This is a genomic window from Citrobacter sp. CK181 (assembly GCF_030333595.1).
Lineage (GTDB): Bacteria > Pseudomonadota > Gammaproteobacteria > Enterobacterales > Enterobacteriaceae > Citrobacter_B > Citrobacter_B koseri.
Genome location: NZ_JAOWFN010000016.1, coordinates 23,176 through 37,030, shown reverse-complemented (window position 1 = coordinate 37,030; position 13,855 = coordinate 23,176). Strand labels below are relative to the sequence as shown.

Annotated in this window: 13 protein-coding genes; 7 read left to right on the top strand and 6 right to left on the bottom strand. The window is 47.8% G+C overall.

Going from position 1 to position 13,855, the window contains the following annotated elements:
• Positions 1-61: 61 nt before the first annotated feature.
• The 5 genes from pbp4b to OGW17_RS20560 are packed head-to-tail and all read right to left on the bottom strand — an operon-like array spanning position 62 to position 5,417.
• Positions 62-1,366 (bottom strand): penicillin binding protein PBP4B, encoded by a 1,305-nt coding sequence (gene pbp4b, locus OGW17_RS20580; RefSeq protein ID WP_071258028.1) that lies wholly within the window; start codon positions 1,364-1,366, stop codon positions 62-64.
• 4 nt (positions 1,367-1,370) lie between these two features.
• Positions 1,371-2,801, bottom strand: coding sequence for a PTS N-acetylmuramic acid transporter subunit IIBC (gene murP / locus OGW17_RS20575; RefSeq protein WP_012131350.1), 1,431 nt, complete (start codon positions 2,799-2,801; stop codon positions 1,371-1,373).
• A gap of 5 nt (positions 2,802-2,806) precedes the next feature.
• Complete coding sequence (murQ, locus tag OGW17_RS20570) at positions 2,807-3,703, bottom strand: N-acetylmuramic acid 6-phosphate etherase (protein WP_071258026.1); 897 nt, start codon at positions 3,701-3,703, stop codon at positions 2,807-2,809.
• A gap of 13 nt (positions 3,704-3,716) precedes the next feature.
• Complete coding sequence (locus tag OGW17_RS20565) at positions 3,717-4,307, bottom strand: DUF2057 family protein (RefSeq protein WP_071258024.1); 591 nt, start codon at positions 4,305-4,307, stop codon at positions 3,717-3,719.
• 24 nt (positions 4,308-4,331) lie between these two features.
• Complete coding sequence (locus tag OGW17_RS20560) at positions 4,332-5,417, bottom strand: porin (RefSeq protein ID WP_012131354.1); 1,086 nt, start codon at positions 5,415-5,417, stop codon at positions 4,332-4,334.
• Between the two features lie 201 nt (positions 5,418-5,618).
• Between OGW17_RS20560 and murR the strand changes: the two genes are divergently transcribed.
• Both murR and ucpA read left to right on the top strand, forming a co-directional pair.
• Positions 5,619-6,482, top strand: coding sequence for an HTH-type transcriptional regulator MurR (murR, locus tag OGW17_RS20555; protein ID WP_012131355.1), 864 nt, complete (start codon positions 5,619-5,621; stop codon positions 6,480-6,482).
• 177 nt (positions 6,483-6,659) lie between these two features.
• A complete protein-coding gene (gene ucpA, locus OGW17_RS20550; RefSeq protein ID WP_071258023.1) occupies positions 6,660-7,451 on the top strand; it encodes an SDR family oxidoreductase UcpA in 792 nt (263 codons plus the stop codon).
• Between the two features lie 103 nt (positions 7,452-7,554).
• Here ucpA and OGW17_RS20545 read toward each other — a convergent pair whose 3' ends face one another.
• The gene (locus OGW17_RS20545) at positions 7,555-8,253 is read right to left on the bottom strand and encodes a GntR family transcriptional regulator (protein WP_071258021.1); all 699 of its coding nucleotides are present in this window, start codon (positions 8,251-8,253) and stop codon (positions 7,555-7,557) included.
• A gap of 200 nt (positions 8,254-8,453) precedes the next feature.
• On the opposite strand from OGW17_RS20545, the gene OGW17_RS20540 reads away from it, so the two are divergent.
• The 5 genes from OGW17_RS20540 (at position 8,454) to OGW17_RS20520 (ending at position 13,778) form a co-directional block, all read left to right on the top strand.
• Positions 8,454-8,765, top strand: a complete 312-nt coding sequence (locus OGW17_RS20540; RefSeq protein WP_071258019.1) for a PTS sugar transporter subunit IIB — start codon at positions 8,454-8,456, stop codon at positions 8,763-8,765.
• 144 nt (positions 8,766-8,909) lie between these two features.
• A complete protein-coding gene (locus tag OGW17_RS20535; RefSeq protein ID WP_071258018.1) occupies positions 8,910-10,229 on the top strand; it encodes a PTS sugar transporter subunit IIC in 1,320 nt (439 codons plus the stop codon).
• 38 nt (positions 10,230-10,267) lie between these two features.
• Entirely contained in the window at positions 10,268-10,579 is a 312-nt protein-coding gene (locus OGW17_RS20530; protein ID WP_071258016.1) for a PTS lactose/cellobiose transporter subunit IIA, read from the top strand.
• Positions 10,580-10,639: 60 nt separating this feature from the next.
• On the top strand, positions 10,640-12,313 hold the full coding sequence (locus OGW17_RS20525; RefSeq protein ID WP_071258014.1) for a carbohydrate porin: 1,674 nt from the start codon (positions 10,640-10,642) through the stop codon (positions 12,311-12,313).
• Positions 12,314-12,338: 25 nt separating this feature from the next.
• A complete protein-coding gene (locus tag OGW17_RS20520) occupies positions 12,339-13,778 on the top strand; it encodes a 6-phospho-beta-glucosidase (RefSeq protein WP_286452259.1) in 1,440 nt (479 codons plus the stop codon).
• Positions 13,779-13,855: the final 77 nt, after the last annotated feature.

Below are 13,855 nucleotides of genomic sequence, written 5' to 3'. Positions count from 1 at the left end.
CCTACAGAGCCTTTTTGTAGGCCGGGCAAGCGAAGCGCCCCCGGCAGTCCTGCCTTATCGGTTACTCATGTTTTAACGCCGCGTATATCTGATCCACCACCCAACCGTATGTGGCTATCGGCATCAACCCGCTGTTAAACATATTCGGGTTCTTTTGCGGGTCGGCGACGGGTGAGTGCGGTTTGTTGCTCAGCATCACAATCGCCATCTGATTGGCCGGGTCGATAACGGTCAGCGTCCCTGTCCATCCGGTATGGCCGTATGCCTGCGCGCTGGCCAGCGTGCCGAATGTCGGCGTCATGGACGCATTGCCGTTAACGCGCCAGCCGAGACCAAACGTGGCATCCTCCGGCGAGGATTGCGTGAACATTTTCACGGTTTCCGGGCTGAACAGCGTCACGTTACCGTACCCTCCGCCATTCAGCATGGTCTGCATCAGTACCGCAATATCGCCGGTATTCGAAAACAGTCCCGCATGTCCTGAAACACCGCCCATCGAGTAGAATGCTTTTTCATCATGCACCTGGCCCCATAGGGTGGTCGTGCGGATATTGGGGAAATGAATCACGCCATCCCGGGTATTGCCGTTCAGTTCCGTCGCGGCGATCTGCTGTTGGCGGAAGCCTTTCTGTAGCGGGTTAAAGACCGTATGCGTTAAACCGAGCGGGCGATAGAGGTTCTCTTCAACATAACGATCGAGCGGCTGGCCCGTCACGGACTCCACGATAAACCCAAGCAGCATATAATCCACATCGCTGTAGATGTGTTTCGTGCCGGGGCGGTACGCCAGCGGCGTGCGTTTGATCATCTCCAGCGTGGTGGCTTTATCCTGTGAATACAACCCGCCCGCGACGGCCTGGTTCGGGTATTGCGGGTCAGCGGGGAAACCGCCGGAATGATGCAGCAGATCCGCAATGCGTAACGTGCTTTTCCCTTTAATCGCATCCCCCGGGCGATCGCCAAAATCGGGAATGTATTTCGAGATAAGATCGTCCGGCTGTAATTTGCCCTCTGACATCAGTTTTTGCAGGGCAAAGTTCGTGGCATACATTTTTGTATTTGATGCCAGGTCGTACAGGGTGTCAGTGGTTGCCTTGACGGGATGAGACATCAGGACGCTGCCGTCATATTTTTTAGCCTGACCCCAGGCCTTACGATAAACAATATGACTGTCTTTAATAATGAGCAGGTTAACGCTTGGATAACCGGCATCAACCTGTTGCGCTATCCAGTTATCCAGCGCGTTAAGCCGTTCAATATTAAATCCTGCTTTTTCCGGCGCGGCGTCAGTCAATACCGGAAATGGCGCGGCGCTGGCGGTGCAACTGAGCGCCAGCAGGGAAGCAAAAAGTAATGTCATTTTCATGGTATTAGTCCAGATTCACATTACGGCAGCCAAAGAGAGCGGTAAAAATAAATCCGCCAAGATACGCAATCAGCATTCCTCCGGCATATACCGCCATTGCGGGCAGAATACCTTGCGCGGACGTCATTAACGGCAGCGCCACCAGACCGGATGGGCCAAAGGCGCTGTTTAAGCCCATCGGCAGACCCGACCAGGCCACTAAGCCGATGAACAGCCCCCCGGCAGCGCCGCCGAGGCAGGCGGTGATAAACGGTTTCATTCGTGGCAGCGTAACGCCGTAAATCAGCGGTTCGCCAACACCGAGTAAGCCGGGAATAATCGCCCCGCGAACCTGGCTGCGTAACACGCTGTGTTTTTCTGCTCGCCAGTAGAGCGCCAGTGCGGCGCCGACCTGACCTGCGCCAGCCATAGAAAGAATAGGGAACAGGCTGTTGAATCCCTGGCTACTCATTAATGCCAGATAGACGGGAATGAAGCCCTGATGGACGCCAAACACCACCGAAACAAGAAACAGACCCGCCAGAACGGCGCAGCCCAGCGGGTTGCTGTTGAGGTGGATAAAGAGCCATGACATCCCTTCGAACAGCCAGCCGCCCAGCGGCATGATGATCAGGTAGGCCAGTGCGGCAGTGACCAGCAGGGTTAACATGGAGGTCAGCAGCATGTCCAGATCGTCGGGCATAAAGCGTCGGATAAAGCCCTCAATACGCGCGCTGGCCCAGGCGGCGATCAGTACGCCGATAATGTTGCCGCGCGGGTCGATCGGCAGGCCAAAGAAGTCCTCAATACCGGAGAAATAGCCCGTGGTGGCGGCAGGGTTGTATCCCAACAGGAACAGCGAGGCGATGATCGCCCCGTTAACGCCGGTGCCGCCGAAAGCCTGCGCGGCGTTATAGCCAATAAGAATGACCAGAAAGGTAAACAGCCCTTTACTGAACACTTTCATAAAGTTCAGGGCGTCGGGAAGCATACCTTGCGCATCGGCCGGAACGTGCAATACCGTACCCAGCAGCGTGGCAATCCCCAGCAGCAGACCCGCAGCAATAAAACCGGGAATGAGCGGCGTAAAAATAGTGGCGAACTTCGACAGGAATTGCTGAATGCCTGAGGTTTGTTTCGCTTTTAGCTGGCTTTTGGTTTTGGCGGCGATATCTGCCGCCTGCGTGACGGTGCCGCTGTTATCGCTCAGTAGCGCATTCATGGCATCTGCCGCCCGCTGCGCTTTACCGGGGCCAAAAATGACCTGCACCTGGTTATTCGAGAGGACCACGCCTTTCACGCCTTCGAGCGTTTTAATCGCCGGATCGACCCGATCGCTGTCATGTACCGCCAGGCGTAAACGGGTCATGCAGTTCCCGCAGGTGGCAATATTACCCGGGCCACCGACCCGGGAGATAATCGTATTCAGGAGATCATTACTGATTTCTTTTGCCATTCGCTTTATTCCTCTTCCAGTACCTGGCGAATGAAGCCGCCATGTTGCTCAAGACGCAGACTGGCTTCTGTTGCGTTGAGGTTTTTCAGTAGCATGACGATAGCGGTTTTGCAGTGACGGCCACAGGCCATCAGCGCGGCTTCAGCCTGTTGCCCGGTGCAGCCTGTCGCATTTTTCACAATATTTACCTGACGCACGTTGAGTTTTTCGTTCGTGGCGACAACATCCACCATCAGGTTGCCAAACACCTTGCCGGATTTAATCATCAGGCCGGTGGACAGCATGTTGAGAATCAGCTTCTGCGCGGTGCCCGCCTTCATACGGGAAGAACCGCTCACCACTTCGGCGCCGACAACGGGCGTGATGGCAAGCTCCGCCGCCTTTGCTACGGCGCTCCCCGGATTGCAGGAGATCCCGATCGTCCGGCAGCCGAGCGTACGGGCATATTCCAGACCGGCAATCACATACGGCGTGCGACCGCTGGCCGCAATGCCCACAACCACATCTCTTTCATTGAGTGCGAGGGCTTTCAGGTCGTTGACCCCAAGCTCGCGGTTGTCTTCCGCGCCTTCAATCGCATGCTGTATCGCGCGCTCGCCACCGGCGATCAAACCGATAACCAGGCCTGATTCCACGCCATAGGTCGGGGGGCATTCGCTGGCGTCAAGGATACCCAGGCGACCGGACGTTCCGGCGCCGGTATAAATCAGCCGCCCGCCAGCGCTGACCTGCGCATAAATGATGTCGATAGCCGCGGCGATCTCGGGCAGAACCTGCTCCACGGCGAGTGGAACCGTTTTATCTTCATCATTAATGATGCGGCACATATCGAGGGTGGAAGCCCGGTCAATCTCAAAAGAGGCGCGGTTAACACCTTCGGTAATCATATTTTCAAGTTGCATATTACTTACAGCCTTACAGGTTTAGCGCCCATTTCAGGAATGCTTTTTTCTGGGTGTCGTCAGCTTTCAGATACAGTTGCTGTAGCTGGGAGAGCTGGTCATGCGAAGTGGCGGGCGCCGCCGGGGAAGCGGAGCGCGCCGGAGAAGGTATCATCGTGCTGTCATCGTTGACGATGGCGCTCAGGTCGGTGAACACGGTGATGCTGTCACGGTCGAGAATTTTGATATCAAACGGTACGGGTTTCCCGGCCGCCGTCAGGGTGAATACCGGTTTTTGCGCCATCTGACGGGCTTCTTTTTCGTCCAGCGGTTTTCCCGCAGACAGTTGCAGATCCACATTGCCGGAAGCGTTAAACGAGATGATATACGGGTTAGACGTCACGCGGCCCCGGTTATTGTTCACCGATTCAGGATTTGCCGGACTGTCGAACTTCACCACCATTTTTTGAGCGCCGTCTGGCAGCGCCACGTCTTTACTAAAAATACTGACTTTTGCCGAACGGGCCGCCAGCACGCTGACGTTATCGCCAATAAAGAGATGCGGAGCGGCAAAAGCCTGGCTGCAAAACAACAGTGCTGCGGCGGACACAAAATATTTCTTCATTTTTACTCTCCCGGAAAAGGGGAATCAGAATTCGTAACGTAAGCCAAGGTGGAAATAGTCATCAGCCGGGTTGCTGCCGCCGAAGGAGACATCATTGCCGTTCGTCCGTTTTTTCCCTTCTTCACCATTACGCCAGGAGTAAGACGCAAATATGGAACTGCGAACGGTGAGTTTGTACTGCGCTTCAAAGGTGGTATCGCGAAGTTTCAGCCCGTCGCCGTCCTCATTTTTCAGATGGCGATAGCCGGTACGTAACGCCCAGTCCGGGCTGACGTTCCAGACCAGCGTTGCTTCGTAATCTTTATCTGTGCTGTCCGCAGAACCGTCGAGGTAGGTCACTTTATCCTGGGCATAGAGCAGGCCGAACATGAAATCGCCCAGGTAGTAGCGGGTGCCGATGCCATAAAAGGTGTACTTATCGACATTATTATCCGACAGCGTGGATGTATCGTCATGGCTCGCTTTCTCTGTCTGACCGGCAATCACCGGCTGGAGGCGGCCAAAATCGCCCATATCGAGCGTATAGCGAAGGGCGGCATTATAACCGTAATCCAGATCGGAGGTGTTGTTGCCCAGAATATAGGCGGTAGAGAAATCAAAATTGCCGAATGTGTTCTGGTACTGAATGGTGCCGTCCTGACGGAAAACCTGTACCGCCGTCGGGTCAACAAAGTTTGCCTGGCGAGCCATTGCGACATCGGAGCTGGCGAACACATCGCCGATATCCGTGAACATGATCAGGCCGGATGACACGCGCCCGCCGGTCAGCTTGCCGTATTCGGCAAAATCGATCCCTGCCCAGACGTAACGCGCGGTGAAGTCATTCGGGTTTTCCGCGCTGATGTTGTTCGCGTACTCTGCGGCATTTACCTGATACTGCGTAAAACCAATAACGGCCAGCTTGTCATTAATCGCCTGGCGGGCGGAGAAACCGATACGCGCGTCAAAATCGCCCGAGGTGTCGCCTGATTTCTTGTCAGAGATATTGAATCCGAGACGCCCGTAGAGATCGATATTCGATCCGTCATTGGCCTGGTAGATCACGGCGGCATGGCTGGCGCTGGTTGCGAGGAGAGTAAAGATTGCCAGGGACTTCAGAGTACGTTTCATTATGATTATCCTTTTCTGTGTGTAGTTTTTTGTTGCTATGAAAGACGTAAGGAATCATATATTCCATAAAAATATTTACAATAGAATCATTGAATCGTAATACAAATATTGTGAGGGCTATCAAATTCTCACCCGCGTTGTGTTATCCTGCGAACAGTGCGTTGGAATTAATGATTCCATGATGACGGGAGCGGAAGAGCGATGTTGTATCTGGCGAAAATGCGTAATGCAGAGGGAGAGTTAACGGAAAATGAACAGAAAATTGCCAGCTTTCTTTTGGCTCATGTCAGCGAGCTAAAAACCGTTTCTTCCCGCAATCTGGCGAAGCAGCTGGAAGTCAGCCAGTCCAGTATTGTGAAATTTGCCCAGAAACTTGGCGCGAAGGGATTCACCGAGCTCAGAATGGCGCTCATTGAGGAGTACAGCGTCAACCGGGAAAAGAAACATGACACGGCGCTGCATCTGCACAGTACGATTACCAGTGAAGACAGCCTGGAGGTGATTGCCCGTAAGCTGAACAGAGAAAAAATGTTCGCGCTGGAGGAAACCTGTAGTCTGATGGATTTCGATCGCCTGAAGCAGGTGATTAACCTGATCAGCAAGGCCCGGCTTATTCAGATTACGGGCGTCGGCGGTTCGGCGCTGGTAGGACGGGATTTATCCTTCAAGCTGATGAAAATTGGTTATCGCGTGGCCTGCGAGGTCGATACCCATGTGCAGGCAACCATTGCTCAGGCCTTGCAGGAAGGGGACGTGCAAATAGCCATTTCCTACAGCGGGTCGAAAAAGGAGATCGTGCTTTGCGCTGAAGCGGCGCGTAAGCAGGGGGCGACGGTGATTGCGATCACCTCTTTGACGGACTCTCCGCTGCGGCGGCTGGCCGATTACACGCTGGATACCGTATCCGGTGAGACCGAATGGCGCAGTTCGTCTATGTCCACCCGAACCGCGCAGAACTCGGTGACCGATCTGCTGTTTGTTGGCATGGTGCAGCTCAATGATGTTGAGTCGCTTCGTATGATTGAGCGCAGCAGCGAGCTGATTAATCTTTTGGGCAGGAGCTAGGGACTTTTACGTAAGATTTACCCTAATTAGTGAGCTGTTCCGCAGCACTTATTTGTTTTTTCTGTATTTTCAATGTTAATGGAGTGTAAGGCTTCATCGTAGTTTCGCTGGAGACGAGAGTAGCGCATAAGACGCACCGCTTATGCGCTGCAACAGACTGAAAAGGAGAACATTGAAATGGGTAAACTCACGGGCAAAACGGCATTGATTACCGGCGCGTCACAGGGCATTGGCGAGGGGATCGCCAGAGTGTTTGCTCGCCACGGCGCGAATTTAATTTTGCTGGATATCACCGATGAGGCGGAAAAACTGGCGGATGAGCTGGGCGGACGCGGTCATCGTTGTACCGCCATCAAAGCGGATGTCAGGGATTTTGCATCAGTCGCGGCGGCAGTGGCGCGCGCGAAAAAGATAGAAGGTAAAATTGATATTCTGGTCAACAATGCGGGTGTTTGCCGGTTGGGCAACTTCCTCGACATGAGCGAAGAAGATCGCGATTTCCATATCGATATTAATATCAAAGGCGTCTGGAACGTCACAAAAGCCGTTCTGCCGGAAATGGTTGAACGCAAAGATGGGCGTATCGTCATGATGTCCTCCGTGACCGGGGATATGGTGGCCGATCCAGGCGAAACGGCTTATGCCCTGTCTAAAGCGGCGATTATCGGACTCACCAAGTCCCTGGCCGTGGAGTATGCGCAGTCCGGCGTTCGTGTGAACGCAATCTGTCCGGGTTATGTCCGTACGCCGATGGCGGAAAATATCGCCCGTCAGTCTAATCCTGACGATCCTGAATCGGTACTCACCGAAATGGCGAAAGCGATCCCGATGCGCCGTCTGGCCTGTCCGCTCGAAGTGGGTGAACTGGCGGCCTTTCTGGCATCGGATGAGTCCAGCTATTTGACCGGGACGCAAAACGTGATTGATGGCGGCAGCACGCTGCCTGAAAGCGTGAGCGTGGGCGTCTGATTAACGCCGCTTTCCTCCTCACCGCATGTGGGGAGGGATTCTCTGGCGGAGCATCTGTTCTTCTGAAGGCACGCCCTGTCTGATTATTTCGTCGATACGCATCTTATCTCGGTAAAAAATATTTTACCTGAAATTCAAATGTATTTGAGTACAGAATCGAGTAATCAATCGGTTGATGGTTTTTGCAGACCGCCTGCGTTTGAATTTTCAGTACGGGATCTTTGGTACTTATATGCAGAATACTGGCAATTTCTGCTGTTGGAAATGCCGGAGAAAACGTCTCAAAGGTGCCAATGATTTTGATGCCGCACTCTTTTTCTATATATGAAAATTTAGATTTTTTCATATGTGAGATTGTGAGTTTTGGGAAACGACTTACCGATAGCCAGGTTTCTTCTAATTGCGCTGGTTTATCATCAATAATACGTAATCGCTTTATATAATATACAGGGTCATTAAGTTTTATATTTAGCTCCCTGGAGATGAGTGGGGATGCTGTCTGAAGCTCAAACTTCATGATCTGACTAATAACTTCTTTACCGCTGTTATGAGCAATCTCACTAAAACTATTCATATGATTTACATGTGCGATAAAGCTTTTCTGCTTTACGTATGTCCCTGAGCCATGTTTACGCTCTATCATTCCGTCTTCTTCTAAGAGAAGTAGTGCTTTCCGTAAGGTATTCCGGGAAATACTGTAGCGCTGTGCAAGTTCAACTTCTGGCGGTAATAGATCTCCTACATTATATGTATATCCGTTAATACTGTCTTTAAGCATCCTGGCGACATCCTGAAATACCACTTTTGCACCTCTTGAATATGAATGAAAACAATTGGTTGTGTGTTTTTTATTGAAGATTATTTATGGTTGTTCATTTCTCAGGCCTAAATTGAACCTATTTACTTATATCTTACTGTGACCAATGTAACAAAAAGTATATTTGGCATTAAATATTATAATAACGCAATAATTCATATTTAATATATTAATGGGTAATTTATATGAAAAAGATATTATTAGTCTGTGCTGCGGGTATGTCTACCAGTATGCTGGTAAAGCGGATGATTGAACATGCGACAACAGTAAATATTGAAGTTGATATAAATGCATTCGCGATTGCTGAGGCCAAAGGTAAAATAAAAAATAATGAGGCAGATGTCATTCTGCTTGGGCCACAGGTTCGTTTCCAGAAATCAGAAATTGAGGCAGTTGCTCAGGGAAAAATTCCGGTGGCTGTTATTGATATGAAAGATTATGGCGCGATGAATGGTAAATCGGTTCTTGATTTTGTCATGAAACTTCTTGAAGAATAAAGCATACCCATACTGAATATTTGTTCCTGATAATGTCTGTCAATTTTTTATTAGTGCGGATGACGTAATTAAATTATTGCAGCGCACGGTCGGGAACGATTCTTTATATTTACGGGAAATATTGGATAATTACAGGAGACTATAATGGGATTAATGCGCTCATTTGAAAGCGGGATGGAACGCTTTCTTGTGCCAATAGCAATAAAATTAAACTCACAAAAACATGTTGCCGCTGTAAGAGATGGTTTTGTTTATACATTTCCTATTATTATGGCAAGTTCACTAATTATTTTAATAAATTTTGCCATATTATCGCCAGATGGCTTTATTGCCGGGTTATTGCACCTTAACAGCTTGTTTCCTAATCTGGAAAAAGCTCAGGCCATCTTTACACCGGTAATGAATGGCTCTGTAAACATAATGTCTATAATGATTGCGTTTCTCGTCGCAAGAAATATGGCTATTAGTTATGAACAAGATGATCTCTTATGTGGTTTGACCGCGATAGGAGCATTTTTTATTGTTTATACCCCTTACCAGATGATTAATGGTCAGGCCTTTTTAACAACAAAATTTCTGGGAGCGCAGGGACTGTTTGTTGCAGTTATTGTTGCATTATTGACCAGTGAAATTTTTTGTCGGATGGCAAGAAACCCCAGAATAACGATAACCATGCCAGCGGCGGTTCCACCTGCGGTAGCCCGATCGTTTAAAGTGCTGTTACCCATTTTTTTCGTCATGATATTCTTTTCAGCGCTGAACTATTTATTGTCGCTGATTTCTCCTGCCGGGCTGAATGACCTGATTTATACATTGATTCAGGCTCCGCTTAAACACATGGGGACGAATATCTTTGCGGTGATTATCCTTGGTGCCGTCGGAAACTTTCTGTGGGTTCTTGGCATACATGGCCCCAATACCACATCGGCTATTCGTGAAACCGTTTTTTCTGAAGCGAATCTGGAAAATCTTTCCTGGGCTGCGCAACACGGTTCAACATGGGGAGCGCCTTATCCCATCACCTGGACGTCGATTAATGATGCTTTCGCGAACTGCGGTGGGTCAGGTATGACGTTGGGGCTGCTATTGGCAATTTTTATTGCTTCACGGCGAGCTGAATATCGGGATCTGGCAAAGATGTCGTTCATTCCCGGTATTTTCAATATCAACGAGCCGGTCATGTTTGGACTGCCGATTGTCCTGAATCCGATTATGATGGTGCCTTTTATCCTTGTCCCCATTGTTAACTCTGTAATCGGCTATTTCTTTGTATCCCTGAAGATTATTCCTCCTGTTGCTTATGCTGTTCCCTGGACAACACCTGGGCCATTAATCGCATTTCTGGGGACGGGAGGTAACTGGCTAGCCTTACTTGTTGGTTTTTTATGTCTTGGCGTTGCGACATTAATATATTTACCTTTTGTTATTGCTTCTAACAAAGTGAATGTTGCCCTTTCTGAATAAATAACAATCTACTTTCTCTGGAATGACAGGAGTGATTCATGTTTGCAAATGAAGAGACCGTAATGGAGTTATTGATACATTCCGGGCAGGCACGCTCTGATGCAATGGAGGCAATCAGCCGTGCCCGTGAAAAGGACTGGAATGCTGTAGAGCAATTGATGAAAAGTTCGGAACAGGCCTGTCTTAAAGCTCACAAGATTCAAACAGCCTTAATCGGTCAGGATGAAGGATGCGGAAAAATACGGGTTAATTTGATTCTTGTACATGCACAAGATCATTTAATGAATGCAATATTGTGTCAGGACCTGGCGAAAGAGATTATTTCATTAAGGAAAGAGTTACTCTCTTAATACTATTTCCTCCAATAAAAACATTGGAGGAAAATGATTTGTATTTATCAAGGATGTTTTATGAATTCAAGAAAATTGAAGGTGAGTCTATTATCGTTATATGTGTGTCTGGCTTTATGTCCAGTTGATGTGCTGGCCGGTAAATTAACCGTTGAGCAACGACTCGAACTTCTGGAGTCAGAACTTACTGCAAATAAAAATGAACTCCAGAAAACGAAAGATGAACTAAGGAAGTACAAGTCAAAGCTGGCATCTTTACAGCAAAGTGTTGTTGAAAATAATTATCGCAATACGGTTGTTTCTAACCCATCGGGATCATCACCGGTCGCTGAAAACATAAAAAATGAGAATGGCGAACTGGCTCAGTCGGTGGCGAATACTCAGGTGAAAGGAACACAGCAGGTCGCTGTAATTGATAGCAATGGAGAAAAAACCACAATTGAAAGTGTTACGCTGAAAGATATTAGCAAGTACGTGAAGGATGACATAGGGTTTAGTTATCAGGGGTATTTCCGATCGGGATGGGGGACTGGTAATCATGGCTCTCCTGAGACGTATGCCGCAGGCTCATTGGGGCGTTTTGGTAATGAAATGAGCGGCTGGTTTGATCTGACATTAAATCAACGGGTTTATAATCAGGATGGTAAAACTGCTAATGCTATCGTTACCTATGATGGCAATGTTGGCGAACAATATAATGATGCCTGGTTTGGTGACAGTGATAATGAAAATATCATGCAGTTTAGTGATATTTACCTGACTACCCGTGGTTTTTTACCTTTTGCGCCTGATGCGGATTTTTGGGTTGGTAAACATAAATTACCACAATATGAAATCCAGATGCTGGACTGGAAAACATTAACTACCGATGTGGCCGCTGGGGTAGGCATTGAAAACTGGGCGATAGGGCCTGGTATGCTGGATATTTCATTAAGCCGTGATGATGTGGATGTCTATTCACGCGACTTTGAACATACTACCCAAATGAACACGAATTCTGTAGATGTTCGCTATCGTAATATCCCACTATGGGAGAGTGGAACGCTGTCATTGATGGCCAAATACTCCAGTCCAAATAAAACCGATCAGCAGGAAGACAATGAAAGCGATGATAGCTATTTTGAGATGAAAGATAGCTGGATGTTGAGTTCTATTCTTCGTCAGAACATGGAGCGTGATGCTTTTAATGAATTCACATTACAGGTCGCTAATAATTCTTTCGCCAGTAGTTTCTCAAGTTTTTCCGACGCAAGTAACACAATGGCTCATGGACGTTATTACTACGGCGATCATACCAATGGCCTCGCCTGGCGATTGATTTCGCAAGGTGAGATGTACCTTAGCGATAATATTATTGTTGCTAATGCCCTCGTTTACTCACATGGCGAAGATGTTTATAGCTATGAAAGTGGTGCTCATAGCGATTTTGATAGTATTCGCACAGTGATCCGTCCTGCATGGATTTGGAATACCTGGAATCAGACTGGGGTTGAATTGGGCTGGTTTAAACAGAAAAATAAAACTCAACAAGGTATAACGCTGGATGAGTCGGCATATAAAACGACCCTGTATCATGCTTTCAAAGTTGGCACGAGTATCCTTGGTTCAAGACCTGAAATTCGATTCTATGGGACGTACATTAATATCTTAGATAATGAATTGTCTAATTTTAACTTTAATGATGACAGTAAAGATGAATTCATGGCTGGCATACAGGCTGAAGTCTGGTGGTAATTTATTTTAATTAAGGAAGGTATTTATGTCTGGTTTTAAAAAAGATTTTCTTTGGGGTGGCGCGGTAGCAGTACATCAACTTGAAGGTGGCTGGAACGAAGGTGGTAAGGGCATCAGCATTGCGGATGTAATGACGGCTGGAGAATACGGTATTTCACGAGAGGTGACGCCGGGGATCATTGAAGGCAGAAACTACCCTAATCACGAAGCTATTGATTTCTTTCATCGTTATAAGGACGATATTAAGCTATTTTCAGAAATGGGATTTACGTGTTTCCGCACCTCTATTGCCTGGTCCAGAATTTTTCCTGAAGGTGACGAGCTGGAGCCTAATGAAGCGGGCTTGCAATTTTATGATAATATGTTTGATGAGTGTTTAAAATATAATATTCAACCCGTTATCACTTTATCGCATTTTGAAATGCCATATCACCTTGTGACTGAGTATGGCGGCTGGCGGAACCGTAAATTAATCGACTTTTTTCTTCGGTTTGCGAAGGTAGTTTTCACGCGTTATAAATCTAAAGTTAAATACTGGATGACATTTAATGAAATAAATAACCAGGTCAACTATCGTGAAAGTCTTTGTCCTTTTACTAATTCAGGTATTCTTTATTCTTCGGATGAAGATGAGTATGCGCGTGAAAGAGCGATGTATCAGGCAGTTCACTATGAATTAGTTGCCAGTGCATTAGTCGTTGATGCTGGACACCTCATTAATCCAGATTTTAAAATTGGTTGTATGATTGCGATGTGTCCAATCTATCCGCTTACCTGTTCACCGGGCGATATGATGATGTCTGTGAGTGCAATGCATCGTCGTTATTGGTTTACTGACGTGCATGTGCGTGGATATTATCCTCAACATATGGTTAATTATTTCAGGAAAAAAGGTTTTGAACTTGATATCACTGAAAGTGATATTGAGATTCTTCAGCATGGGCGTGTGGACTATATCGGTTTCAGTTACTACATGTCTTTCGTAACTCAATACACGGATGATAATCCTGAGTTTGATTATGTCGAGCCAGCGCATCTGGTGAATAATCCGTATATTCAAACATCTGACTGGGGTTGGCAGGTTGATGCGATGGGCTTGCGCTACTCGCTCAACTGGTTCTGGGACCATTACCAGCTACCGATGTTTATCGTAGAGAACGGTTTTGGCGCGAATGATGTCCAGCAGGCGGACGGAACAGTTGATGATCAATATCGCATTGACTATCTTACCGCGCATGTGAGCGAGATGAAAAAAGCCGTTGTAGAAGATGGTGTTGACTTAATCGGGTATACCCCGTGGGGCTGCATTGACCTGATTTCTGCCGGTACGGGCGAAATGAAGAAGCGCTACGGTATGATTTATGTTGATAAGGATAATGACGGTAATGGTTCTCTGAATCGTAGTCGTAAGAAATCCTTCTACTGGTATCGGGATCTTATTGCGGATAATGGCAATACTATTTGATTGATTATTGTTCACTTCATGCGGCAAAAGGGGTTCCGAATGGAATCCCTTGCTGCTCGTTTTTCGTCCATGTTTTT

Coding starts and splice junctions, on each gene's coding strand:
- OGW17_RS20525 (WP_071258014.1), top strand. CDS start 10,640: ATGAATTCAAGAAAATTGAAGGTGAGTCTATTATCGTTATATGTGTGT.
- OGW17_RS20530 (WP_071258016.1), top strand. CDS start 10,268: ATGTTTGCAAATGAAGAGACCGTAATGGAGTTATTGATACATTCCGGG.
- ucpA (WP_071258023.1), top strand. CDS start 6,660: ATGGGTAAACTCACGGGCAAAACGGCATTGATTACCGGCGCGTCACAG.
- OGW17_RS20540 (WP_071258019.1), top strand. CDS start 8,454: ATGAAAAAGATATTATTAGTCTGTGCTGCGGGTATGTCTACCAGTATG.
- OGW17_RS20520 (WP_286452259.1), top strand. CDS start 12,339: ATGTCTGGTTTTAAAAAAGATTTTCTTTGGGGTGGCGCGGTAGCAGTA.
- murQ (WP_071258026.1), bottom strand. CDS start 3,703: ATGCAACTTGAAAATATGATTACCGAAGGTGTTAACCGCGCCTCTTTT.
- OGW17_RS20535 (WP_071258018.1), top strand. CDS start 8,910: ATGGGATTAATGCGCTCATTTGAAAGCGGGATGGAACGCTTTCTTGTG.
- pbp4b (WP_071258028.1), bottom strand. CDS start 1,366: ATGAAAATGACATTACTTTTTGCTTCCCTGCTGGCGCTCAGTTGCACC.
- OGW17_RS20565 (WP_071258024.1), bottom strand. CDS start 4,307: ATGAAGAAATATTTTGTGTCCGCCGCAGCACTGTTGTTTTGCAGCCAG.
- OGW17_RS20560 (WP_012131354.1), bottom strand. CDS start 5,417: ATGAAACGTACTCTGAAGTCCCTGGCAATCTTTACTCTCCTCGCAACC.
- murP (WP_012131350.1), bottom strand. CDS start 2,801: ATGGCAAAAGAAATCAGTAATGATCTCCTGAATACGATTATCTCCCGG.
- murR (WP_012131355.1), top strand. CDS start 5,619: ATGTTGTATCTGGCGAAAATGCGTAATGCAGAGGGAGAGTTAACGGAA.